Source organism: Streptomyces sp. NTD91 (genome assembly GCF_059510455.1).
In genome coordinates this window covers 43,128-66,315 of sequence record NZ_JCAJZW010000014.1, presented here as the reverse complement: position 1 = coordinate 66,315, position 23,188 = coordinate 43,128, and the positions used below count along the sequence as shown (strand labels likewise).

The 23,188-nt window shown below is 72.5% G+C and carries 21 protein-coding genes; 14 read left to right on the top strand and 7 right to left on the bottom strand.

Translation table 11 applies throughout. The annotated features are described in order from the left end of the window. Positions 1-41 precede the first annotated feature (41 nt). Positions 42-2,021, top strand: a complete 1,980-nt coding sequence (locus AC5WRT_RS17010; protein ID WP_496100356.1) for a Xaa-Pro dipeptidyl-peptidase — start codon at positions 42-44, stop codon at positions 2,019-2,021. A 142-nt stretch (positions 2,022-2,163) separates the two neighbouring features. Here the strand turns inward: AC5WRT_RS17010 and AC5WRT_RS17005 are convergent, their stop codons facing one another. After that, on the bottom strand, positions 2,164-3,078 hold the full coding sequence (locus AC5WRT_RS17005) for an FAD-dependent oxidoreductase (protein ID WP_496094364.1): 915 nt from the start codon (positions 3,076-3,078) through the stop codon (positions 2,164-2,166). Between the two features lie 101 nt (positions 3,079-3,179). Between AC5WRT_RS17005 and AC5WRT_RS17000 the strand changes: the two genes are divergently transcribed. Together AC5WRT_RS17000 and AC5WRT_RS16995 are read left to right on the top strand one after the other, a co-directional pair. Next, entirely contained in the window at positions 3,180-4,211 is a 1,032-nt protein-coding gene (locus AC5WRT_RS17000; RefSeq protein WP_496094310.1) for an oxidoreductase, read from the top strand. A 38-nt stretch (positions 4,212-4,249) separates the two neighbouring features. Further along, positions 4,250-5,890: an ABC-F family ATP-binding cassette domain-containing protein gene (locus AC5WRT_RS16995; protein WP_496094311.1), complete on the top strand. Its 1,641-nt coding sequence runs from the start codon at positions 4,250-4,252 to the stop codon at positions 5,888-5,890. 233 nt (positions 5,891-6,123) lie between these two features. Here AC5WRT_RS16995 and AC5WRT_RS16990 read toward each other — a convergent pair whose 3' ends face one another. Together AC5WRT_RS16990 and AC5WRT_RS16985 are read right to left on the bottom strand one after the other, a co-directional pair. Continuing rightward, complete coding sequence (locus AC5WRT_RS16990; protein WP_496094312.1) at positions 6,124-8,505, bottom strand: Tex family protein; 2,382 nt, start codon at positions 8,503-8,505, stop codon at positions 6,124-6,126. A gap of 101 nt (positions 8,506-8,606) precedes the next feature. Next, entirely contained in the window at positions 8,607-8,738 is a 132-nt protein-coding gene (locus tag AC5WRT_RS16985; RefSeq protein WP_496094313.1) for an LPFR motif small protein, read from the bottom strand. Positions 8,739-8,886: 148 nt separating this feature from the next. On the opposite strand from AC5WRT_RS16985, the gene AC5WRT_RS16980 reads away from it, so the two are divergent. Continuing rightward, complete coding sequence (locus AC5WRT_RS16980) at positions 8,887-9,846, top strand: GlxA family transcriptional regulator (protein WP_496094314.1); 960 nt, start codon at positions 8,887-8,889, stop codon at positions 9,844-9,846. 135 nt (positions 9,847-9,981) lie between these two features. Then, positions 9,982-10,632 carry a DJ-1/PfpI family protein gene (locus AC5WRT_RS16975; RefSeq protein ID WP_496094315.1) on the top strand — a complete coding sequence of 217 codons (651 nt, stop codon included), beginning with the start codon at positions 9,982-9,984 and terminating at the stop codon, positions 10,630-10,632. Here the strand turns inward: AC5WRT_RS16975 and AC5WRT_RS16970 are convergent. Next, entirely contained in the window at positions 10,604-11,359 is a 756-nt protein-coding gene (locus AC5WRT_RS16970) for an enoyl-CoA hydratase/isomerase family protein (protein ID WP_496094316.1), read from the bottom strand. The two genes, AC5WRT_RS16975 and AC5WRT_RS16970, sit on opposite strands and share 29 nt — an antisense overlap. Positions 11,360-11,491: 132 nt before the next feature. Between AC5WRT_RS16970 and AC5WRT_RS16965 the strand changes: the two genes are divergently transcribed. Beyond that, positions 11,492-12,091, top strand: a complete 600-nt coding sequence (locus AC5WRT_RS16965) for an HdeD family acid-resistance protein (protein WP_496100355.1) — start codon at positions 11,492-11,494, stop codon at positions 12,089-12,091. Positions 12,092-12,266: 175 nt separating this feature from the next. Beyond that, the gene (locus tag AC5WRT_RS16960; RefSeq protein WP_496094365.1) at positions 12,267-12,761 is read left to right on the top strand and encodes an ATP-binding protein; all 495 of its coding nucleotides are present in this window, start codon (positions 12,267-12,269) and stop codon (positions 12,759-12,761) included. A gap of 62 nt (positions 12,762-12,823) precedes the next feature. Here the strand turns inward: AC5WRT_RS16960 and idi are convergent, their stop codons facing one another. The 3 genes from idi to galE all read right to left on the bottom strand — a co-directional run bounded on the left by idi (position 12,824) and on the right by galE (position 15,681). Continuing rightward, positions 12,824-13,417 (bottom strand): isopentenyl-diphosphate Delta-isomerase, encoded by a 594-nt coding sequence (gene idi / locus AC5WRT_RS16955; RefSeq protein WP_496094318.1) that lies wholly within the window; start codon positions 13,415-13,417, stop codon positions 12,824-12,826. A gap of 175 nt (positions 13,418-13,592) precedes the next feature. Beyond that, positions 13,593-14,534 (bottom strand): cation diffusion facilitator family transporter, encoded by a 942-nt coding sequence (locus AC5WRT_RS16950; RefSeq protein WP_496094319.1) that lies wholly within the window; start codon positions 14,532-14,534, stop codon positions 13,593-13,595. A 175-nt stretch (positions 14,535-14,709) separates the two neighbouring features. Beyond that, on the bottom strand, positions 14,710-15,681 hold the full coding sequence (galE, locus tag AC5WRT_RS16945) for a UDP-glucose 4-epimerase GalE (protein ID WP_496094320.1): 972 nt from the start codon (positions 15,679-15,681) through the stop codon (positions 14,710-14,712). Between the two features lie 266 nt (positions 15,682-15,947). Here galE and AC5WRT_RS16940 point away from each other — a divergent pair, with 266 nt between their 5' ends. From AC5WRT_RS16940 to AC5WRT_RS16910, 7 genes are all read left to right on the top strand, one after another. Then, positions 15,948-17,783 carry a DUF5941 domain-containing protein gene (locus AC5WRT_RS16940; RefSeq protein ID WP_496094321.1) on the top strand — a complete coding sequence of 612 codons (1,836 nt, stop codon included), beginning with the start codon at positions 15,948-15,950 and terminating at the stop codon, positions 17,781-17,783. Continuing rightward, the gene (locus AC5WRT_RS16935) at positions 17,780-18,532 is read left to right on the top strand and encodes a phosphocholine cytidylyltransferase family protein (RefSeq protein WP_496094322.1); all 753 of its coding nucleotides are present in this window, start codon (positions 17,780-17,782) and stop codon (positions 18,530-18,532) included. Before AC5WRT_RS16940 ends, AC5WRT_RS16935 begins: the two co-directional genes overlap by 4 nt. Then, entirely contained in the window at positions 18,520-19,581 is a 1,062-nt protein-coding gene (locus tag AC5WRT_RS16930) for an iron-containing alcohol dehydrogenase family protein (RefSeq protein WP_496094323.1), read from the top strand. Before AC5WRT_RS16935 ends, AC5WRT_RS16930 begins: the two co-directional genes overlap by 13 nt. After that, positions 19,559-20,338 (top strand): CDP-alcohol phosphatidyltransferase family protein, encoded by a 780-nt coding sequence (locus AC5WRT_RS16925; protein ID WP_496094324.1) that lies wholly within the window; start codon positions 19,559-19,561, stop codon positions 20,336-20,338. Before AC5WRT_RS16930 ends, AC5WRT_RS16925 begins: the two co-directional genes overlap by 23 nt. Positions 20,339-20,343: 5 nt before the next feature. Further along, positions 20,344-21,216, top strand: coding sequence for a glycosyltransferase family 2 protein (locus AC5WRT_RS16920; protein ID WP_496094366.1), 873 nt, complete (start codon positions 20,344-20,346; stop codon positions 21,214-21,216). A 92-nt stretch (positions 21,217-21,308) separates the two neighbouring features. Beyond that, positions 21,309-22,238 carry an ABC transporter permease gene (locus AC5WRT_RS16915; protein WP_496094325.1) on the top strand — a complete coding sequence of 310 codons (930 nt, stop codon included), beginning with the start codon at positions 21,309-21,311 and terminating at the stop codon, positions 22,236-22,238. Further along, a complete protein-coding gene (locus AC5WRT_RS16910; RefSeq protein WP_496094326.1) occupies positions 22,231-23,019 on the top strand; it encodes an ABC transporter ATP-binding protein in 789 nt (262 codons plus the stop codon). The genes AC5WRT_RS16915 and AC5WRT_RS16910 overlap by 8 nt, the downstream gene beginning before the upstream one ends. Positions 23,020-23,188 lie beyond the last annotated feature (169 nt).

The window sequence follows — 23,188 nt, the reverse complement described above, 5'->3', positions numbered from 1 at the left end:
GCCGTCTTCTGCACGGGAGTCGACCGCAGTACCGTCCGCGCATGCCGACACGTAGCCTCCTTCGCACGCGCTGCACGTTCTGGAGAGCGCTCGCCACAGTGGTCGCCGCCGTCCTGACGGCCGCGTTCCTCACCCCGACCGCCGCCCGGGCCGCCGGCGGCGCGAGCCGGGCCCCACGGGAGAGCCGGCCCGTCTACTCCTACGCCCACGCCATCCGCGAGTCCGTGTGGGTGGACACCGGGCTCGACGAGGACGGCGACGGCAGGACCGACCGCGTCGCCGCCGACATCGTCCGGCCGTCCGAGCCCGCCCGCCACGGCCGCAAGGTGCCCGTCGTCATGGACGCGAGCCCCTACTACGCCTGCTGCGGACGCGGCAACGAGAGCCAGGTCAAGACGTACGACGCGCAGGGCCGCGTCGTCCAGATGCCGCTGTACTACGACAACTACTTCGTGCCCCGCGGTTACGCCTTCGTCGGCGTCGACCTCGCCGGCACCAACCGCTCCGACGGCTGCGTCGACGTCGGCGGCCGCTCCGACATCCAGTCCGCGAAGGCCGTCGTCGACTGGCTGAACGGCCGCGCCACGGCGTACACCAGCCGGACCGGGACGCAAACCGTCCGAGCGGGCTGGACCGACGGACGGACCGGCATGATCGGCAAGAGCTGGGACGGCACGATCGCGAGCGGCGTGGCCGCCACCGGCGTCAAGGGCCTGAAGACCGTCGTCCCGATCAGCGCCATCTCCTCCTGGTACGACTACTACTTCGCACAGGGCGCCCCGCTGTACGACGGCGGCCCCGACGAGCTGGCCGGGTACGTCGAGAGCGACGCGGCGCACGCCCACTGCGCGGCCGTACGGAAGAAGCTCGCCGACGGCAGCCCGCGCACCGGCGACTGGACCGGGCTGTGGACCGAGCGGGACTACGTCAAGGACGCGGCCAAGGTGCGCGCGAGTGTGTTCGTGGTGCACGGCATGCAGGACCTCAACGTCCGGACCAAGCACTTCGGGCAGTGGTGGGACGCGCTGGCGAAGCACGGTGTCGAGCGCAAGATCTGGCTGTCGCAGACCGGGCACGTCGACCCCTTCGACTACCGCCGCGGCGCCTGGGTGGACACCCTGCACCGCTGGTTCGACCACGAACTCCTCGGCTATGACAACGGCATCGACCACGAGCCGATGGCCGACGTCGAACGCCACCCCGACCAGTGGGTCACCTCCCGGGTCTGGCCCCCGCAGGCCACCCGCACCGCGGTCCTCCACCCGGCCCCCGGCACCCGTGCGGGGGTCGGCACGCTCGGCCTGCGCCCGGCCACAGGCACGCAGACCTTCACCGACGACCCGAAGCTGAGCGAGACCGACTGGGCGGCCCACCTCACCACGCCGACCCCCGGGAAGGCGGGCTTCCTCACCGCGCCGCTCACGCGTGACCTGCGCCTGTCCGGCTCGCCCACGGTCACGGTGACCGCCACCCCGAGCACCACCGCGGCGCATCTGTCCGCCGTCCTGGTCGACCTCGGCCCGGACACCATCCGCGACTACGCCGACGCCGCCGAAGGCATCACCACACTGACCGACCGCAGCTGCTGGGGCGAGAGCACGGCCGGGGACAGCGCCTGCTTCAAGGACACGGCGGCGAAGACGGTCGAGGTCGGCTACACCGTGTTCAGCCGCGGCTGGGCCGACCTCGGCCACTACGCCTCCCTCACCCGGGGCGTCCCGCTCACCCCGGGCCGGGCGTACACGACGACCCTGCGTCTGGCGGCCACCGACCATGTCGTCCCCAAGGGGCACCGGCTGGCGCTGATCATCGCCGGTACGGACAGGGACCTGATCGACCCGCCGTCCACGAAGCCGAGTCTCACGGTGTCGCTGTCGGGTACGACGGCCGGGCTGCCGCTGGTCGGGGGCGCGGCGGCGTTCGCCCGGGCCACGTCCGGCAGCGCGGCGCCACAACCGGCGGCGACGGTCCTGAAGGGCGTCCGCGTACCGGGCGTGGCCCGGCACGTGCCGTCGGACTGAGCGGGGACGCGTCGTGGGGGTGCCCGGCCCCCGGCCGGCTCCGTCGTGGCCGGCCACGCGGTTCCCCCGCGCGCGCCACTCGGGGCGTCGCAGTGCCGTCGTCCGTGCGGCACCGCTGCCGCGGCCCGGGCAGGCACGGTTCTCATGCCGCGGGGAACGCCAGCCCGGCCGCCTCCCGTGCGCACCCCCACGCCACCGTGATCCCCGCCCCGCCGTGCCCATAGTTGTGCACCAGCACGCGCCCGTCGGGCAACTCCTGCCGTTCCAGCCGTACCGCATCCCGGGCAGGCCGCAGCCCCACCCGGTGGTCCAGGACCCTGGTCCGTGCGATCTCGGGGCGGACCGCCGCGCACCGGGCGACGATCGCCGCCGCGGTGGCCGGGTCCGGGTCCAGCGACCAGTCGTCCTCCTCCGCCGTGCCGCCGAGCAGCAGCCCGCCCGGCTGCGGGATGAAGTACGTCGACTCGGCGGAGGAGTGGTCGACGGAGGTGAACCAGCCGGTGATCCCCGGGTTCTCCACCACGACCAGTTGCCCGCGCACCGGCCGCACCGCCGGGTCCGGCACCAGCGAACGTGCCCCCAGTCCCGTGCAGTTGACGACGACCGGTGCCGGCACCGCGGCGAGGCCGGTCACCTCACGCGCCTCCACCACGCCTCCCGCCCTGGCGAGCCGCTCCCGCAGCCATGCCAGATGCACCGGCATGTCGATCACCGGCAGCCGCGCCGCGAGGCCGTCGGCCACGGCCCGCAGTCCCGGAACCCGGCCCGCCCAGCCGCCCAGTTCGTCCAGCCGGGTCCCGCGGTGTACGCCGTCGACCAGGCGTACGCCCGTCTGCTCCGGCCGGCCGGCCCACTCCTCGTACACGGCGAGGGACGCCAGTGCCCAAGCGCCCACCAGCGGCTCGGGTTCGATGCGGTAGGGCCACCACAGGCCGCCGGCGACCGCCGAGGTCGTACGCTCGCCGGGCTCCCGCGTCCACACCCGTACCCGGCGCCCGGACTCGGCCAGTGCCACGGCCGTCGTCAGACCCGCGATACCGCTCCCGACCACGATCACTTCGTCATTCGGCTCGCTGTCCACGCCAGGACGATAAGTCCCGTCCGCCCGACTCCGACATGCCGCGCTCACATTGCTGTCGGTGTGGGGATACTCACAGCATGTCTGCCGCATACGCGACCTTCGGCCTGGCACCGGCGATCCGCGCCGGCGGTGTGCTCGCCGACGGCGGCTACCAGGTCCACCGCGAGTTCGTGGACTTCGTCGTGGACGGCCGCCCGCTGCTGTTCCGGCTGTCCGACCTGGACGCCGTCTCCCCGCTCGCCTCGGACGTCCCACCCGCGATCTTCACCGCACAGGTGCGCGCGCTGCTGCTGGAGGCCGAACCGCCGCTCCCGGGCGGCCGGTTCGTCATCTACGGCTGCCCCGAGTGCGCGCACCTGGGCTGCGGAGCGGTCACCGCCGTCATCCAGCGCGACGGCGAGGACTACATCTGGCGGGACTTCGCCTGGCAGACGGACGAGCACGCCGATCTGGAGCTCAACGGCTACCACGGCATAGGGCCCTACCGGTTCCGGGGCGCCGAGTACCGCGCGGCGCTCGGCGCCCTGATGGGGACCACCGCCGCGCCCGGCCGCCGGGTCCTGCTGATCGGCGCCCGGGTCGCCGTGCTCGCCCGGCTGGCCGCCGCGCTGCGCACCATCGGCATCGGCGCCGACATCACCCAGGACGCCCGGGCCGTCCCCGCCGAGGAGCTGCGCCGCTACGGTGCCGTCGCCTTCGGCCGCGCGGTCGGCGAGGCCGAACGGGCCGCCGTACTGGAGGCCTTCGAGCGGGCCGGAGCCGAGGTCGCCCGGGTGGACGGGCTGGCTCCGATCGTGCCGCTGCTGGTCGCCCAGATCGAGCACGCCCTGGACCGCAGCCCGCTCCCGCAGCGCCGGCTCACCGGGTTCACCGCCGCCGACGGCTCCGCGGACGTCGAGGTGACCTCGGCCTGCCGGGTACGGATCACCGCCTACCGCCTCGACCGACTCCACCGCACCCACACCCGCGAGGTGTTCGACGGCGTTCTGGAGCCGGGCCGGCACCGCCTCCCGCTGGACCCGAGGGCGGTCGGGGGAGAGGCGTACCTCGTCGCCCGTACGGCCGGTGGCGTGCTCACCGCACCGGCCACCGGCGGAGGACGCGGCTGAGCGGCGGGCGCCGGGGGCCCATTAGGATCGGCGTCCTGATGACTGCCACACTCGTCGCGAAGAACCTCGCCGCCGGGCACGGCGACCGTTCCCTCTTCTCCGGGCTCGACCTCGTCGTCGCGCCCGGCGACGTGATCGGTCTCGTCGGTGCCAACGGCGCGGGCAAGTCCACCCTGCTGAGGCTGCTCGCCGGGCTCGCCCAGCCCGAGCACGGCGAGCTGCGGCTGTCCCCGCCGGCCGCGACCGTCGGCCACCTGCCGCAGGAGCCGGAGCGCAGGCCGGGGGAGACCGTGCGGGAGTTCCTGGCCCGCCGCACCGGCGTCGCCGACGCCCAGCGCGTCATGGACGAGGCCACCCAGGCGCTGGTCGACGGCGCGCCCGGCGCCGACGACGCCTACGCCACCGCCCTGGAGCGCTGGCTCGGCCTCGGCGGCGCCGACCTGGAGGAGCGCGCGGAGGAGGTCGCGGACTCGCTGGGCCTCGCCGTCGACCTGGACACGCCGATGACCGCCCTCTCCGGCGGCCAGGCGGCCCGCGCCGGCCTCGCCTCCCTCCTGTTGTCCCGCTACGACGTCTTTCTCCTCGACGAGCCCACCAACGACCTGGACCTCGACGGCCTGGAGCGTCTGGAACGGTTCGTCACCGGGCTGCGCGCGGGCACGGTCGTCGTCAGCCACGACCGCGAGTTCCTCGCCCGCACGGTCACCAAGGTCCTCGAACTCGACCTGGCACAACGGCAGATCAATCTCTACGGCGGCGGCTACGAGGCCTACCTGGAGGAGCGCGAGGTGGCCCGCCGGCACGCGCGCCAGGAGTACGACGAGTACGCCGACAAGAAGGCCGCGCTCCAGGACCGCGCGCAGATGCAGCGGGCCTGGATGGACAAGGGCGTGAAGAACGCCCGGCGCAAGGCGGGCAACGACAACGACAAGATCGGCCGCAAGTTCCGCAGCGAGGCCAGCGAGAAGCAGGCGGCCAAGGCCCGGCAGACCCAGCGCATGATCGAGCGGCTGGAGGTGGTCGACGAGCCGCGCAAGGAGTGGGAGCTGCGCATGGAGATCGCCTCCGCCCCGCGCTCCGGAGCGGTCGTGGCCACCCTCCGGGACGCCGAGGTGCGGCGCGGCGCCTTCACCTTCGGCCCGGTGTCCCTGCAGATCGACTGGGCGGACCGGGTCGCGGTGACCGGGGCCAACGGCGCCGGCAAGTCGACCCTGCTCGGCGCCCTGCTGGGCCGGGTCGCGCTGGACCGCGGGCACGCCGCGCTGGGCTCGGGCGTCCTGGTCGGCGAGGTCGACCAGGCCCGCGGGCTCTTCCACGGCCCCGAGACCCTGCTCGACGCGTTCTGCGCGGCCGTCCCCGACACCGAGCCGGCCGAGGTGCGCACCCTGCTCGCCAAGTTCGGTCTGAAGTCCGGCCATGTGCTGCGCCCGGGCGCGACCCTCTCGCCGGGCGAACGCACCCGCGCGGCCCTGGCGCTGCTCCAGGGCAGGGGGGTGAACCTCCTCGTCCTGGACGAGCCGACGAACCACCTCGACCTGCCCGCCATCGAACAGCTGGAGTCCGCCCTCGACTTCTACGACGGCACCCTGCTCCTGGTCACCCACGACCGGCGCATGCTGGACGCGGTTCGGGTGACGCGGCGTCTGGAGGTGGCGGACGGCAAGGTGACCGAGCGGTAGCGTTCCGCTGCGCCGGTCGCGAACTGCCGGCTGTCCGCTGACGTCGTGCCTGGCCGCTCTCGCGGGTTCTCGGCTTCCCCCGAACCGGGGGGACCCGACGCGGCGGAGCCGCGTGTCGGCACGGCCCCGCGGACCTTCGGGGGACAGCCCTTCCGGCGCCGGACCAAGGCACCCTCCGAAGAGGGTGCCTTTTCGACCGACCGGCACCATGAGCCCCGCCCGGCCCCGCGGGGTCAGCGCTTCTTCGGGTCGAGCAGTCCCGCCCGGCGCAGTGCGTCCGCCATCGCACTGTTGGCCGGTGCCGGTGCCTGCCGGGCGCCCCGGTCGCCCCCGCGGCCCTCGCGCCGTCCCTGGCCGCCGCCCTGCCGCTGCTGCGGCGGCCGGGTGCCGCGCTGCTGCCGGCCGCCGCCCTGACCCTGCTGAGCGGCCTCGTCGTCCAGGCGCAGGGTCAGCGCGATCCGCTTGCGCGGGATGTCCACGTCCAGGACCTTCACCTTGACGATGTCGCCCGGCTTGGCCACGTCCCGCGGGTCCTTGACGAACGTCTTCGACATCGCCGAGACGTGCACCAGGCCGTCCTGGTGGACGCCCACGTCGACGAAGGCGCCGAACGCGGCCACGTTCGTCACCACGCCCTCCAGGATCATCCCGGCGGTCAGGTCGGAGATCTTCTCCACGCCCTCCTTGAAGGTGGCCGTCCTGAAGGCGGGACGCGGATCGCGGCCCGGCTTCTCCAGCTCCTTGAGGATGTCCGTCACGGTGGGCAGACCGAACGTGTCGTCCACGAAGTCGGCGGGCCTCAGCGAGCGCAGCACGCCGGTGTTGCCGATGAGGGAGGCGACCTCCTGGCCGGTGGTCTTCACCATGCGCCGGACCACCGGGTAGGCCTCGGGGTGCACGCTGGAGGCGTCCAGCGGGTCGTCGCCGCCGCGGATGCGCAGGAAGCCCGCGCACTGCTCGTACGCCTTCGGGCCGAGCCGCGCCACCTTCCTCAGCTCCGCGCGGGAGGTGAAGGGGCCGTTGGCGTCCCGGTGCGCCACGATGTTCTCCGCGAGGCCGGAGGAGATGCCCGACACGCGTGCGAGCAGCGGCACGGACGCCGTGTTCACGTCCACGCCGACGCCGTTCACACAGTCCTCCACGACCGCGTCGAGCGAGCGGGACAGCTTCACCTCCGACAGGTCGTGCTGGTACTGGCCGACACCGATGGACTTCGGGTCGATCTTCACCAGCTCGGCCAGCGGGTCCTGCAGCCGCCGGGCGATGGAGACCGCGCCGCGCAGCGACACGTCCATGTCCGGCAGCTCCTGGGAGGCGTACGGGGACGCCGAGTACACCGACGCGCCCGCCTCGGACACCATCACCTTGGTGAGCTTCAGCTCCGGGTGCCTGGCGATCAGTTCACCGGCGAGCTTGTCGGTCTCGCGGGAGGCCGTGCCGTTGCCGATCGCGACCAGCTCGACCGCGTGCTCCTCGGCGAGCCGGGCCAGTTTCGCGAGGGCCTCGTCCCACTTGTTCGCCGGGACGTGCGGGTGGATCACGTCCGTGGCGACGACCTTGCCGGTCGCGTCGACGACGGCGACCTTCACACCCGTACGGAAACCGGGGTCCAGGCCCAGCGTCGCGCGCGTGCCGGCCGGAGCGGCCAGCAGCAGGTCGCGCAGGTTCGCCGCGAACACGTTCACCGCCTCGTCCTCGGCCGCCGTACGCAGCCGAAGCCGCAGGTCGATGCCGAGGTGGACGAGGATCCGGGTGCGCCAGGCCCAGCGGACCGTGTCGGTCAGCCACTTGTCGGCGGGACGGCCCCGGTCGGCGATCCCGAACCGGTGCGCGACGATGCCCTCGTACGACGACGGGCCCTCCGTGGGTTCCTCGGGCTCCAGGACGAGGTCCAGCACCTCCTCCTTCTCGCCGCGCAGCATCGCCAGGATCCGGTGCGAGGGCAGCTCGGTGAACGGCTCGGCGAAGTCGAAGTAGTCGGCGAACTTCGCGCCCGCCTCCTCCTTGCCCTCCCGCACCTTGGCGGCGAGCCGCCCCCGCACCCACATGCGCTCGCGCAGCTCGCCGATCAGGTCGGCGTCCTCGGAGAACCGCTCGGTGAGGATGGCCCGCGCGCCCTCCAGCGCGGTCTGCGGGTCGGCGACGCCCTTGTCGGCGTCCACGAACGCGGCGGCCGCCGCGAGCGGCTCCACCGCCGGATCGCCGAGCAGGCCCTCCGCCAGCGGCTCCAGACCGGCCTCGCGTGCGATCTGGGCCTTGGTGCGCCGCTTGGGCTTGTACGGGAGGTAGATGTCCTCCAGGCGCGCCTTGGTCTCGGCGCCCCGGATCCTCGCCTCCAGTTCCTGAGTCAGCTTGCCCTGCTCGCGCACCGACTCCAGGATCGCCGTGCGCCGCTCCTCCAGCTCCCGCAGATAGCGCAGCCGCTCCTCGATCGTGCGCAACTGCGCGTCGTCGAGCATCTCGGTCGCTTCCTTGCGGTAGCGGGCGATGAAGGGCACGGTCGAACCGCCGTCGAGCAGTTCCACCGCGGCCTTCACCTGCCGCTCCCGTACGCCGAGTTCCTCGGCGATCCTGCCTTCGATGGATCCTGGTTCGATGGATCCGGGTGTCGTCACGATCCCGTACCGCCTTCTCCACTGAGGTTGCGCGGCAATTGTGGCAGGTGACACCGGCAACCGGGGATCAGGGCGGCGCGTGGCGACACACCGGGTGCGGCTCAGGCACGGCCCCCGTGCGCGGACGACGAGGCCCCGCCGAACAACCGTGCCACGGCGCGGAACGGCAGCGTCACCACGGTGGCGACGGCACCGCCGATCTGCCGCAGGACGTCTGCGATGGCAGCGAACACGGAAATCTCCTCCTCCCGCGGGCCGACCTGCCTTCGGGTACCGCACCGGCCGCCCCTTCACTCCCGGCCGTCGCGGCCCGCCCCTCATGGCAGGAAGGGTGGGAAACACGTCATTGCGGCCATCCGCGGGGCGGCGAAGAATCGGGACATGCCGCAGCGAACGCTTCTCTTCGTCCTCTTCGACGGGGTCCAGAGCCTCGACGTCACCGGGCCGCTCGAGGTGTTCACCGGTGCGGAGAAGCACACGCCGGGCACCTACCGCATCCGTACGGCCTCCCTGGACGGCGCCCCGGTGCGCACTTCCAGCGGCCTGACCCTCGTACCGGACGAGGCGCTCGGCACCGCCGCCGACCCGCACACGCTGCTGGTGCCGGGTGGCGAGGGCACGCGCCGCGCGGACCCGCGGCTGATCGACTGGCTGCGGGCCCGCGGACCGCTCGCGCGGCGCCTGGTCTCGGTGTGCACGGGCGCCATCCTGGTCGCCGCAGCCGGTCTCCTCGACGGCCGCCGGGCCACGACCCACTGGGCGTACTGCGACAGACTCGCCCGCGACCACCCGGCCGTCGCCGTGGATCCGGAGCCCATCTACGTCCGGGACGGACACGTCGCCACCTCGGCCGGGGTGACCTCGGGCATCGACCTCGCCCTCGCGCTGGTCGAGGAGGATCTGGACCGGGACGTCGCGCTCGCGGTCGCCCGGCACCTCGTGGTCTTCCTGCGCCGGCCCGGCAACCAGGCGCAGTTCAGCGCCCAGCTCGCCGCGCAGACCGCCCGGCGCGCACCCCTGCGGGAGGTCCAGCGCTGGATCACCGAGCACCCCGCGGGCGATCTGACGGTCGACGCGCTGGCCGAACGCGCCCGCCTGTCACCGCGCCACTTCGCACGCGCCTTCCTCGCGGAGACCGGCGTGACACCCGGCCGCTACGTCGACCGGGTCCGCCTGGAACACGCCCGCCGGCTGCTGGAGGACACCCCCGCCGGCATCGAGGAGGTCGCCCGCGACAGCGGCTACGGCACCTCCGAGGCCATGCGCCGAGCCTTCGTCAAGGCCTTCGGCACGTCCCCGGCGGAGTACCGCCGCCGCTTCCGCCCCGCCCCGGCCCACTGAAGCGGGGCCGGGCACGCCGCTGCCTGCCCGTACCGCCACGCCCGAACCGCCACCGCCGGACGCTTCCTCGGCGCAGCCCGCCGAGCCGCCCCGGCGCTGACGTCAGACCCCACCCACACCGAAGGGACGTCCCTCATGCAGATCGCCATCCTCGTCTACGACCGCTTCACCGCCCTCGACGCCGTCGGACCCTACGAGATCCTCTCCCGGCTCCCCGGTGCCGAGACCGTCTTCGTCGCCGAGCGCACGGGGCCCGTCCGCACCGACACCCGAGCCCTGGGCGTCGTCGCGGACCGGTCACTGGGCGAGGTCACGCGGCCGGACGTGGTGGTCGTGGCGGGCGGACCCGGTCAGAGCGACCTGATGGAGCACCGGCCGCTGCTGGCCTGGCTGCGCGACGCCGACGCGGGCAGCACCTGGACCACCTCCGTGTGCACGGGCTCGCTGCTGCTCGCCGCCGCCGGGCTCCTCGACGGGCGCCGCGCCACCTCGCACTGGCTCGCGCTCGACCAGCTGACGCGGTTCGGCGCCGAGCCGACCGGGGAGCGGGTGGTGACCGACGGCAAGTACGTCACCGCCGCCGGGGTCTCCGCCGGCATCGACATGGCGCTCACCCTGGCCGGACGGATCGCGGGCGACGACCACGCCCAGGCCGTCCAACTCGCCACCGAGTACGATCCGCGGCCGCCCTACGCCGCCGGGTCCCCGGACAAGGCTCCGGCCCACCTCGTGGAGCGGCTGCGCGCCCGGAGCCGCTTCATCCTGACGCAGACACGCTCCACGTGAACCTCGGATGCCGCCGCTCCAGGAACGCGGCGACCCCTTCCACGGTGTCGGGGTTGCCGCGGGCCCGCTCGGCCCAGTGGGCGTCCCGGTCGGTGCGGCCGGCCGCGAACTCCTTCGCCGCGGCCTGGGTGAGCTGCGAGCGCGAGACCAGCACCCCGGTCAACTCCGCGACCCGTTTGTCCAGTTCGTCCTCCGGCAGCACCTCGTCGACCAGCCCGCTGCGCAGCGCCCGCCCCGCGTCGATCAACTCGGCCGAGAACAACAGGTACTTGGCGGTGGCCGGACCCACCAGCGACACGAGGCGGCGGGTGGAGGAGGCAGGGTAGACGATCCCCAGCCTCGCCGGAGTCACCCCGAACAGCGCGCCCTCCTCCGCCAGCCGCAGATCGCAGGCGGCGGCGAGCTGCGCCCCGCCGCCGACGCAGTGCCCGCGCACGGCGGCCACGGTCGGCCTGGGGAACGCGGCGAGCGCCTCCTCGGCCGCCACGGCGAGTGCCTGCGCCTGCTCCGGCGAGCCCTGCAGCGTGCTGATGTCCGCCCCCGCGCAGAAGGTCCCGCCCGCGCCGGTGAGCACCAGCACCCGCACCGCCGGGTCGCGCGCGAGCGCGTCCAGGAGTGCCGGGAGCCGCCGCCACATCGCGGCGGTCATGGCGTTGCGCTTGGCCGGGTGGTCGATGACGACGGTGGCGACGGCGCCGGAGACATGGTGGGACAGCTGGGGCTCCATGGCCCGGATGCTATGCGCCGGGTCCCTGCCCACCAAGGTCGGGGCCCACGGCCCGGGAGTGTTACGGGTCTCATCCAGCGGGGACAAAACAGGTGAGAACCAGACAAATCCAAGAGGGCCGAGGTGGCGGTGATGGCCAAGTCCGGCAGACGCAGGGACAGTGCGAGCAGACTCCACCGCGGCTTCGGCCTGCTCGCCGTCCTCGGTGTGATCCTCGTCATCGGCGGACTCGTCGGACTCCTCTACACCGCCGTGGCCACGCTGACCTCCATGCTGCTGTTCGGCTGGCTGCTGCTGATCGGCGGGATCGTCGGGCTGCTGCACGCGATCCAGGCTCGCGGCACCAGCTTCTTCTGGCTCGGCGCCGTCGTCGCCGCCCTGAACATCGCGGCCGGTGTCGTCGTCATCCGACTGCCGCACGCAACGGCCGCCGCGCTCACCATGTTCGCCGCTCTGCTGTTCCTCTCCGCGGGCCTGTTCCGGCTGGCCGGCGGCCTGGTCGTGCGCGGACCCCAGCTCGGCTGGACGCTGCTCCTCGGCGCCTTCGACCTGCTGCTCGGCGTCCTCGTCCTCGGCTCGTGGCCGAGCAGTAGCCAGTACGTCATCGGGGCCTTCTTCTCACTCGCCCTGCTCTTCGACGGCCTCGGCCTCGTGGCCACCGGCTACGGCGGCCGCCGTGTGGTCGGGCTCGTCTCCGACCAGGAGCAGCCCAAACGCGTACGACCCGATTAGTTCGCGAACCGGCGTCCGGGCGGCCGGAACCAGTCCCACACGTGACTGTGTCATACGCACTCGGTCAGAAACCGTTCGATAGACGCTGACTTGTGTTCAGGGCCGCGGAGCGCAGCGCATCGTTACCAACACTCGACGTGTGGTGACAATCGAGCGCGAGGGTGGCGACCGGACGATGGACGACCACGGGCGCGGGGACGGCCCGCGCCCAGCGGGGGGCGCCGAGCGGCCGCCCGATCCGCTGCCCTACGAGGGCATCTGGCGCTTCACCGCCCCCGCGGTGGACGCCTCGGTTCCGCAGGCCCGGCACGCCGTTCGGGACCTGCTGCTGCGCCAGGGCGTGCCGGTCTCCGACGACCTGGTGCACGGCCTGCTGCTGATCGTCTCCGAGCTGGTCACCAACGCGGTCCGGCACGCGGCGCTGCTGTCGCCGACGCTGGCCGTGGAGGTCGCCGTCGGAGCCGAGTGGGTGCGGGTGTCCGTGGAGGACAACCACCCGTACCGCCCGACCGCGCTGGAGGCCGATCACGGCCGGACCGGCGGCCGGGGCCTGCTACTGGTCCGCGAGGTGGCCCGGGAGGCGGGCGGGACGGTCGACGTGGAGCACACCGCGAGCGGCGGCAAGGTCATCTGGGCCGCCCTGCCGCTCAAGCCCCCGGCGTTCCTGTAACGGCGCGGGCCCGCGCCTCCGCCCCGACGGTGCGGAGACACAGGCCCGCGGCCCTGCTCCCGTCACCAGCCCGCGGACGAACCCGTCAGCTCCCTGATCGCCGGACGGGCCGCGTCCAGGACGGTCATGAACCAGGCCGAGAACGGGTCGCGGGTGTGCCGCTCCGCCAGCTCCGCCGCCGTCACGAACGCGGTCCCGGCGACCTCCTGCGCGTCGGGCGAGAGCGGCGCCTGCACCAGGCCGACGAACAGGTGGTTGTACTCCTGCTCGACCAGGCCCGAGGCGGGGTCCGGGTGGTGGTAGCGGACCGTGCCCGCCTCCGCAAGCAGCGAGGGCGACACACCCAGCTCCTCGAACGTGCGCCGGGCCGCGGCGGCGAACGGCGCCTCGCCCGGGTACGGGTGGCCGCAGCAGGTGTTGGACCACACACCGGGGGAGTGGTACTTGCCGAGTGCCCGCTGTTGGAGCAGCAGCCGACCGTGCTCGTCGAAGAGGAACACCGAGAACGCGCGGTGCAGCTGCCCCGGCGGCTGGTGGGCGGCGAGCTTCTCCGCCGTACCGATCGTCACACCCTTCTCGTCGACCAGTTCCAGCAAAATCGCCTCTGCGGTGCCATTGGACGAGCTGTGCGTCGCGGTGGCAGGTGTGATCGGCATACCCATCCTTCGCCTCGGTCTTCGCACCCCAAGTCTGCCGTACGAATCCGGCACTCCCGGCACTTCCCGGCACGTCCGCGCGCGGCGCGGCACCGGAAGTCGGACCCGGTAGATCATCGTGCCCGGCCGGTGGGGCGCGGAACCGCCCCCCACCCCCGAACACCCGAGCGGGGTGTCAGTGGCACAGCCGCGCCTCGTGTTCCGCGTGGCCGCCCGGCTCCAGCTGGAAGGTGCAGTGCTCGACGTCGAAGTGGTCGCCGAGGCAGCCCTGCAGCTCGTGCAGCAGCTTCTCGTGGCCCACGGCGCTCAGCACGTCCGAGCCGACCACCACGTGCGCCGACAGGACCGGCATCCCGGAGGTGATCGTCCATGCGTGCAGATCGTGCACGTCCTCCACGCCGTCCAGCGCCAGGATGTGCGCCCGTACCTCGGCCATGTCGACGCCCTTCGGGGCCGCCTCCAGCAGCACGTCCAGCGTCTCGCGCAGCAGCTTCAGCGTCCTCGGCACGATCATCAGGCCGATGGCGAGCGAGGCGACCGGGTCCGCGCGCTGCCAGCCGGTGGTCAGGATCACCACCGCCGAGACCAGCACCGCGAACGAGCCGAGCGCGTCCGCCGCCACCTCCAGGAAGGCACCGCGCACGTTCAGGCTCTCCTTCTGTCCGTGCATCAGCACGGACAGCGACACCGAGTTCGCGACGAGCCCGATCAGGCCGAAGACGACCATCAGACCGCCGTGGGTCTCCGCGGGCGTCACGAACCGCTGGGCGGCCTCGTACAGGACGTATCCGCCGACCCCGAGCAGCAGCAGGCAGTTGGCCAGGGCGGCGAGGATCTCCGCGCGGGCGTAGCCGAAGGTGCGGTTGGCGCTGGGCGGGCGATTGGCGAAGTGGATCGCGAGCAGCGCCATGCCGAGGCCCACCGCGTCGGTCGCCATGTGCGCCGCGTCCGCGATCAGCGCGAGCGAGTCGGCCACCACACCGCCGACGAGCTCCACCACCATGATCGTGAGCGAGATGCCCAGCGCGATACGCAGACGGCCGCGGTACGCGGCCGCGGCCGTACCCGTGGCCGGCGCATGGTGGTGCGCGTGCCCGTGGTCGTGCCCTGCCCCCATGGAAACCGCCCTTCCGTGCTCCGTCCGGCACGCCCCAGTGAACTACGGGTGGGGGGTATCGGGCAACGCGGCATTGAACACCGTTGTCATGTGCCCTGACCTGCGGAAACGTTCCGCAGGTCACGGTGGGTGCGACCCTACTTCACGGCCGTTCCGGTACGGCTCGAGCGCGGCCTCACCGGCGGTGGTGCAGTTGCCAGCCACGCCAGGCCGACTCCACCATCTCGCGCACCCCGCGCCCGGCCCGCCAGCCCAGCCGCTCGGCGGCCCGCTCGGCCGAGGCGACCGCACGCGGCGCGTCCCCCGGCCGGCGCGGCTCCACCACGGGCTCCCGGCGGTCGCCGCTGACCTCCCCGATGACCGTGATCAGCTCGCGCACCGAGACGCCCTCGCCCCGCCCGATGTTCAGCGTGAGATCGCCGGACAGGTCTCCGTCGGCGAGCCGCAGCGCCGCCGCGAGGTGCGCCTCGGCGAGGTCGGCCACGTGCACGTAGTCCCGGATACAGGTGCCGTCCGGCGTCGGATGGTCGTCGCCGAAGATCCGCGGGGCCTCGTCGCGGGTGAGCCGGTCGAACACCATCGGGACGATGTTGAACACGCCCGTGTCCGCGAGTTCCGGCGCCGCCGCGCCCGCCACGTTGAAGTACCGCAGGCACACCGTGGAGATCCCGTGCGCCCGACCCGCCGCCCGCACCAGCCATTCGCCGGCCAGCTTGGTCTCGCCGTAGGGGTTCACCGGCGCGCACGGGGTGTCCTCGGTGATCAGCTCCACGTCCGGGTTGCCGTACACCGCCGCCGACGAGGAGAACACCAGCCGGCGGATGCCGGCCCCGGCGACCGCGTCCAGCAGCGTGGCAAGCCCGCCGACGTTCTCCCGGTAGTAGTGGGTCGGCCGCGCCACCGACTCGGCGACCTGCTTGCGCGCCGCGAGGTGGACGACGCCGGTCACGCCGCACTCCTGGAGGACGTCCTTCAGCCGGTCCCCGTCCAGCGTCGAGCCCTCGACCAGCGGAACGTCCGCGGGCAGCCGCGCGGGCACCGCCGCCGACAGGTCGTCCAGCGCCACCACGCGCTCCCCGGCGGCGGCCATGGCCCGCGCCACGTGCGCCCCGATGTATCCGGCCCCGCCGGTGATCAGCCAGGTCATGGTCGTCCACCTTATGCGTCCCGTGCACCTGTCCCGGTTGCCCGGTTCTGCGCCGACGGGTTTGTGAGGCGGGCCCCGGATCCCCGATGATGATCGCGGCGAAGGCCGGGGCAGCCCCCGTGGGCCGGGCCGTGAACGGCCGGTGAACACGGGCTTCCGGCCATCCGATAGCCTCTGCCGACATGCCCGCCGGGGTGCCGTCGGCAGGGCGCCCCACCATGCGAGAGACCGGTGCCCCCGCGCCGGCACCCAGGGAGTGAGTTCGGTTGTCGACCGCCATCGTCACCGGTCAGCCGGTCCCCGGATCGTCCCTCGAGAACGATCTGCGGTCCCTCGGCTTCGACGTCCGGGTGGCAGCGGACGGCGCCGAGGCCGCGACCCTGCTGGCCACCGCTCCGGCCGGCGACCGCGTGGCCCTGGTCGACGCCCGCTTCGTCGGCCACCGGCACGCCCTGCGCCTCGGCCTGACCGACCCGCGCTTCCCGCTGTCCGCGGTCCCCGGCGCCGTCACGGCCCAGTCGGCCGCCCGGCAGGTGCTGACCCGGGCCGTGGCCCGCGAGACCACCGTCGGCAGCGTCACCGCGCAGGCAGGTGCCCCCGCGCGAGCGGAGACGAGCGGGGGGGAGGCGGACGGCCTCGCCGACCGTGTCGTCACCACCCTCGACGCCGAGGGCTGCGAGGTGCACCGGCCGGAGCTGGGCAGCCTGGTCGCCGCCGTCCCCGACGACCCGCAGGCCCGCAACGAGGCACGGCAGGCGCTCGCCGCCGTCGACGACGAGGCCGTACGCCTCCGGTCAGCCGTGAAGTCCCGCGACGGCTTCTTCACCACCTTCTTCATCAGCCCTTACTCGCGCTACATCGCCCGCTGGTGCGCCCGCCGGGGTCTCACCCCCAACCAGGTCACCACCGCCTCGCTGCTCACCGCCCTGATCGCGGCCGGCTGCGCGGCGACGGGCACGCGCGTGGGGTTCGTCGCGGCCGGCGTGCTGTTGATCGCGTCCTTCGTGCTGGACTGCACCGACGGCCAGCTCGCCCGCTACGCCCTGAAGTACTCCACGCTCGGTGCCTGGCTCGACGCCACCTTCGACCGGGCCAAGGAGTACGCCTACTACGCCGGCCTCGCGCTGGGAGCGGCCCGCGGCGGCGACGACGTGTGGGCCCTCGCGCTCGGCGCGATGGTCCTGCAGAGCTGCCGGCACGTGGTCGACTTCTCCTTCAACGAGGCCAACCACGATGCCACCGCCAACACCAGCCCCACCGCCGCCCTCTCCGACAAGCTGGACAGCGTGGGCTGGACGGTGTGGGTACGCAGGATGATCGTCCTGCCCATCGGCGAGCGCTGGGCGCTGATAGCGGTCCTCACCGCGGCCACCACCCCGCGGATCACCTTCTACGTCCTGCTCGTCGGCTGCGCCTTCGCGGCGACGTACACCACGGCCGGTCGCATTCTGCGTTCGCTGACCCGCAAGGCGCAGCGGACGGACCGGGCGGCTGGGGCCCTGTACGACCTCACGGACTCCGGGCCGCTCGCCGTGCTGTGGTCCAAGCCGCTCAGGCCCCGGGGCGGAGTCCGCGCCTACACGCCGCTCGTCCTCGCCCTGTTCGGAGTCGCGCTCCTCGCCGTGGGGGTGCTGTGCTTCGGTCCGCCGGGCGCTGTCGCGGGGGGCTGGGCCTACGTGCTGTTCTCCGGCGGTGCGATCACGCAGCCCCTCAATGGCCCGCTCGACTGGCTCGTCCCCCCGCTCTTCCGGGCCGCCGAATACGGCACCGTCCTGGCACTGGCGGCCGAAGCGCACGTGAACGGAGCCCTTCCCGCGGCTTTCGGCCTGGTGGCGGCCGTCGCCTACCATCACTACGACACGGTGTACCGCATCCGCGGCAACGCCGGAGCGCCCCCGGCCTGGCTGGTGCGCTCCATCGGGGGGCACGAGGGGCGGACGCTGCTCGTCACCGTCCTGGCCGCGGTGCTCACCGCCCCGCAGTTCACGGTCGCGCTCACGGTCCTCGCCGTGGCCGTCGCCCTCGTGGTGCTCGTCGAGAGCATCCGTTTCTGGGTCTCCGCAGGAGCCCCAGCCGTACACGACGAAGGAGAACCCGCATGATCGGCCTCGTGCTGGCGGCCGGCGCCGGACGGCGTCTGCGCCCCTACACCGACACCCTGCCCAAGGCGCTGGTGCCGGTGGGGCCCGCGGGCATAGAGGGCGAACCGACCGTGCTGGACCTCACCCTCGCCAACTTCGCCGAGGTCGGCCTGACCGAGGCCGCGATCATCGTGGGCTACCGCAAGGAGGCCGTCTACGAGCGCAGGGCGGCCCTGGAGCGGAAGTACGGCCTCAAGCTCACCCTCATCGACAACGACAAGGCCGAGGAGTGGAACAACGCCTACTCGCTGTGGTGCGGCCGTGACGCCCTGAAGGACGGCGTGATCCTCGCCAACGGCGACACCGTCCACCCGGTCTCCGTCGAGCGGACGCTGCTCGCCGCGCGCGGCGAGGGCAAGAAGATCATCCTCGCCCTCGACACCGTGAAGTCCCTCGCGGACGAGGAGATGAAGGTCGTCGTCGACCCCGAGAAGGGCATGACGAGGATCACCAAGCTGATGGACCCCGCCGAGGCGACCGGCGAGTACATCGGCGTCACCCTGATCGAGGGCGACGCCGCCCCCGAGCTGGCCGACGCGCTGAAGACGGTCTGGGAGACCGACCCGCAGCAGTTCTACGAGCACGGATACCAGGAGCTGGTCAACCGCGGCTTCCGGATCGACGTGGCCCCGATCGGCGACGTCAGCTGGGTCGAGATCGACAACCACGACGACCTCGCCAGGGGACGGGAGATCGCGTGCCGCTACTGACCCGGCTGATTCCCTCGCCGGTCGTCGTGGACATCCGTCCGGGTGCCCTGGACGACCTGGCCTGCGTCCTCGCCGACGAGCGCATCGCGCAGTCCGGACGGCTCGCCGTCGCCGTCAGCGGCGGCTCCGGCGCGAAGCTGCGCGAGCGGATCGCTCCCTCGCTGCCGGGCGCCACCTGGTACGAGGTCGGCGGCGGCACCCTCGACGACGCGATCCGGCTGGCCGGCGAGATGAAGTCCGGCCACTACGACGCGGTCGTCGGTCTCGGCGGCGGCAAGATCATCGACTGCGCCAAGTTCGCCGCGGCCCGCGTCGGCCTGCCCCTGGTGGCCGTACCGACGAACCTCGCGCACGACGGCCTGTGTTCGCCGGTCGCCACGCTCGACAACGACGCCGGACGCGGTTCCTACGGTGTGCCGAACCCGATCGGGGTCGTCATCGACCTGGATGTGATCCGCGAGGCTCCGGCCCGCTTCGTCCGGGCCGGCATCGGCGACGCGATCTCCAACATCAACGCGGTCGCGGACTGGGAGCTGTCCAACCGCGTCAACGGGGAGAAGATCGACGGTCTCGCCGCGGCCATGGCCCGCCAGGCCGGCGAGGCGGTGCTGCGGCACCCCGGGGGCATCGGCGACAACGACTTCCTCCAGGTGCTCGCCGAGGCGCTGGTCCTCACCGGGATCTCGATGTCGATCTCCGGCGATTCCCGGCCCGCCTCCGGCTCCTGCCACGAGATCAACCACGCCTTCGACCTGCTCTTCCCCAAGCGGGCGGCCGCCCACGGCGAGCAGTGCGGGCTCGGCGCGGCCTTCGCGATGTACCTGCGCGGGGCGCACGAGGAGGCGGTCCACACGGCCGGGGTGCTGCACCGGCACGGGCTTCCGGTGCTGCCGGAGGAGATCGGCTTCACCGTGGACGAGTTCGTCCGCGCCGTGGAGTTCGCCCCGGAGACCCGCCCCGGCCGTTACACGATCCTCGAACACCTCGACCTCAAGACGAACCAGATCAAGGACATCTACGCCGACTATGTCAAGGCCATCGGTAGCTGAACTCCGTCCGGTCGTCCACCCCGCGGGGGTGAAGGACCGGCGCAGCGGTGAGCACTGGATGGGACGCCTCTACATGCGCGAGGTGTCCCTGCGGGTCGACCGCTACCTGGTGGGCACCAGGGTCACGCCCAACCAGCTCACGTACCTGATGACCGTCTTCGGCGTGCTCGCGGCCCCGGCCCTGCTGGTGCCGGGGATCTGGGGCGCCGTGCTCGGTGTGGTGTGCGTCCAGATGTACCTGCTGCTGGACTGCGTCGACGGCGAGATCGCGCGCTGGAAGAAGCAGTACTCGCTCAGCGGCGTCTACCTGGACCGGGTCGGCGCCTATCTCACGGACGCCGCGGTGCTCACGGGCTTCGGGCTGCGCGCCGCCGACCTGTGGGGGAGCGGCCGTATCGACTGGCTGTGGGCCTTCCTCGGCACCCTGGCCGCGCTCGGCGCCGTCCTCATCAAGGCCGAGACCGACCTGGTGGGCGTCGCCCGCCACCAGGCCGGCAAGCCGCCGGTCAAGGAGGCCGCCGCCGAGATGCGCTCCTCCGGCATGGCGCTGGCCCGCCGTGCCGCCGCGGCCCTGAAGTTCCACCGGCTGATCCTCGGCATCGAGGCGTCCCTGCTGATCCTGGTCCTCGCGATCGTCGACCACGCGCGCGGCGACCTGTTCTTCTCCCGGCTGGGTGTGGCGGTGCTGGCCGGCATCGCGCTGCTGCAGACCCTGCTGCACCTGGTGTCCATCCTCGCGTCCAGCAGGCTGAAGTGAGTGGCGTGAAGGTCGGCGCCGTCGTCATCACGATGGGCAACCGGCCCGGGGAACTGCGGGCCCTGCTCGACTCGGTCGCGGCGCAGGCCGGCGACCCGGTCGAGGTGGTCGTCGTCGGCAACGGCTCGCCGGTCCCGGAGGTGCCCGAGGGCGTGCGGACGATCGAGCTGCCCGAGAACCTGGGCATCCCCGGCGGTCGCAATGTCGGCATGGAGGCCTTCGGGCCCCGCGGCCAAGATGTCGACATATTGCTCTTCCTCGACGACGACGGGCTGCTCGCCCGGCACGACACCGCCCAGCTGTGCCGTGAGGCCTTCGAGGCCGACCCGAAGCTCGGCATCATCAGCTTCCGCATCGCCGACCCGGAGACCGGCGAGACCCAGCGCCGCCACGTGCCCCGGCTGCGCGCCTCCGATCCGATGCGCTCCTCGAGGGTCACCACCTTCCTCGGCGGCGCGAACGCCGTCCGCACCCGCGTCTTCGCCGAGGTCGGCGGCCTGCCGGACGAGTTCTTCTACGCCCACGAGGAGACCGACCTGGCCTGGCGGGCACTGGACGCCGGCTGGATGATCGACTACCGCTCCGACATGGTGCTGTACCACCCGACGACCGCGCCCTCGCGGCACGCGGTCTACCACCGCATGGTCGCCCGCAACCGCGTCTGGCTGGCCCGGCGCAACCTCCCCGCGCCTCTGGTGCCCGTCTATCTCGGCGTGTGGCTGCTGCTCACCCTGGTCCGCCGTCCCTCCCGCCCGGCCCTGCGGGCGTGGTTCGGCGGCTTCCGGGAGGGCTGGACCACGCCGTGCGGCCCGCGCCGCCCCATGAAGTGGCGCACGGTGTGGCGGCTGACCCGACTGGGCCGTCCGCCGGTGATCTGACCGACCCGGCTGGGCCGGCTCCGGGCGATCTGAGAAGCTTCTCTTACCGAAGAGAGCAAGCTTCTTACCCGAGAGAGTCCGGATTTCCACTCGTGAGTCACACAACGCATGACGGCGGAGTCGCGGTGAGTGCGATACCGACGCCCGACGAGGGGCTGACGGCTGCGGAGCTCGCCGCCAAGTACGGGCTCGCCGTGAGCGGCGCCCGCCCCTCCCTGCCCGAGTACGTCCGCCAGCTGTGGGGGCGGCGCCACTTCATCCTGGCCTTCTCCCAGGCGAAGCTGACGGCGCAGTACAGCGAGGCCAAGCTCGGCCAGCTGTGGCAGGTGGCGACGCCGCTGCTGAACGCGGGCGTGTACTACTTCATCTTCGGCGTGATCCTGCACGCGAGCCGTGGCCTGTCCCAGGACGTGTACATCCCGTTCCTGGTCACAGGCGTGTTCGTGTTCACGTTCACGCAGAGCTCGGTCATGTCCGGCGTCCGCGCGATCTCGGGCAACCTGGGGCTGGTGCGGGCCCTGCACTTCCCGCGCGCCTCACTGCCCGTCTCGTTCTCGCTGCAGCAGCTCCAGCAGCTGCTGTTCTCGATGATCGTGATGTTCGTCGTCGCGATCGGCTTCGGCAGCTACCCGAGCCTCGCCTGGCTGCTGATCGTGCCGGTCCTGCTGCTGCAGTTCCTGTTCAACACCGGGCTCGCGCTGATCGTGGCCCGGATGGGCGCCAAGACGCCGGACCTCGCACAGCTGATGCCGTTCATCCTGCGTACCTGGATGTACACCTCCGGTGTCATGTTCTCCATCAGCAAGATGATGGAGGGCCGCTCCGAGATCGCGGTCCGGCTGCTCCAGGTCAATCCGGCCGCGGTCTACATGGACCTGATGCGCTACGCGCTGATCGACGGCTACGGCGCCTCGAACCTGCCGCCGCACGTGTGGGCCATCGCGCTGTTCTGGGCGGTGGTCGTCTTCGCCGGCGGCTTCGTGTACTTCTGGAAGGCGGAGGAGCGGTACGGGCGTGGCTGAGCAGCACACCGGGGACCGCCGCCCCACCGTCATCGCGGACGACCTGCACATCGTCTACCGCGTCAACGGCGCCAGGACCGGCAAGGGCAGCGCGACGGCGGCCCTCAGCCGCATCGTCGGACGGGGCTCGGACGACGCGGCGCGCGGGGTCCGCAGGGTCCACGCCGTGCGCGGCGTGTCCTTCGTCGCCCACCGCGGCGAGGCCATCGGCCTGATCGGCTCCAACGGCTCCGGCAAGTCCACGCTGCTGCGGGCCGTAGCCGGCCTGCTGCCGGCCGAGAAGGGGAGGGTCTACACCGACGGCCAGCCCTCGCTGCTCGGTGTCAACGCGGCCCTGATGAACGACCTCACCGGCGAGCGCAACGTCGTCCTCGGCGGGCTCGCCATGGGGATGTCCCGGGAGCAGATCAGGGAGCGCTACCAGGAGATCGTGGACTTCTCGGGTATCAACGAGAAGGGGGACTTCATCACCCTGCCGATGCGCACGTACTCCTCCGGCATGGCCGCCCGGCTGCGGTTCTCCATCGCCGCCGCCAAGGACCACGACGTCCTCATGATCGACGAGGCGCTGGCCACCGGTGACCGCAAGTTCCAGAAGCGCTCGGAGGAACGCATCCGGGAACTGCGCAAGGAGGCCGGCACGGTCTTTCTGGTCAGCCACAACAACAAGTCCATCCGCGACACCTGTGACCGCGTCCTGTGGCTGGAACGCGGCGAACTGCGCATGGACGGGCCGACCGAAGAGGTTCTGAAGGAGTACGAGAAGTTCACGGGCAAGTGACCCGTTTCGGCCAGGGCCCCGCCGGAATCCGTCCGGCGGGGCCCCGCGTCCGCAACGGAATCGTCAACTCCGTTTGATGTCAGGAATCTTGGAGCCAATCGGTGTGTTGTTGTGATGTGCAGGACACCCCGACGGACCTTGCTGCGTTGTACAACGTAAGCTGTACCGG

Bases quoted from the DNA above. Each gene is read 5' to 3' on its own strand.
- AC5WRT_RS17010 (WP_496100356.1), top strand. From the start codon at position 42: ATGCCGACACGTAGCCTCCTTCGCACGCGCTGCACGTTCTGGAGAGCG.
- AC5WRT_RS17000 (WP_496094310.1), top strand. From the start codon at position 3,180: ATGTCTGCCGCATACGCGACCTTCGGCCTGGCACCGGCGATCCGCGCC.
- AC5WRT_RS16995 (WP_496094311.1), top strand. From the start codon at position 4,250: ATGACTGCCACACTCGTCGCGAAGAACCTCGCCGCCGGGCACGGCGAC.
- AC5WRT_RS16980 (WP_496094314.1), top strand. From the start codon at position 8,887: ATGCCGCAGCGAACGCTTCTCTTCGTCCTCTTCGACGGGGTCCAGAGC.
- AC5WRT_RS16975 (WP_496094315.1), top strand. From the start codon at position 9,982: ATGCAGATCGCCATCCTCGTCTACGACCGCTTCACCGCCCTCGACGCC.
- AC5WRT_RS16970 (WP_496094316.1), bottom strand. From the start codon at position 11,359: ATGGAGCCCCAGCTGTCCCACCATGTCTCCGGCGCCGTCGCCACCGTC.
- AC5WRT_RS16965 (WP_496100355.1), top strand. From the start codon at position 11,492: ATGGCCAAGTCCGGCAGACGCAGGGACAGTGCGAGCAGACTCCACCGC.
- AC5WRT_RS16960 (WP_496094365.1), top strand. From the start codon at position 12,267: ATGGACGACCACGGGCGCGGGGACGGCCCGCGCCCAGCGGGGGGCGCC.
- idi (WP_496094318.1), bottom strand. From the start codon at position 13,417: ATGCCGATCACACCTGCCACCGCGACGCACAGCTCGTCCAATGGCACC.
- AC5WRT_RS16950 (WP_496094319.1), bottom strand. From the start codon at position 14,534: ATGGGGGCAGGGCACGACCACGGGCACGCGCACCACCATGCGCCGGCC.
- galE (WP_496094320.1), bottom strand. From the start codon at position 15,681: ATGACCTGGCTGATCACCGGCGGGGCCGGATACATCGGGGCGCACGTG.
- AC5WRT_RS16935 (WP_496094322.1), top strand. From the start codon at position 17,780: ATGATCGGCCTCGTGCTGGCGGCCGGCGCCGGACGGCGTCTGCGCCCC.
- AC5WRT_RS16925 (WP_496094324.1), top strand. From the start codon at position 19,559: ATGTCAAGGCCATCGGTAGCTGAACTCCGTCCGGTCGTCCACCCCGCG.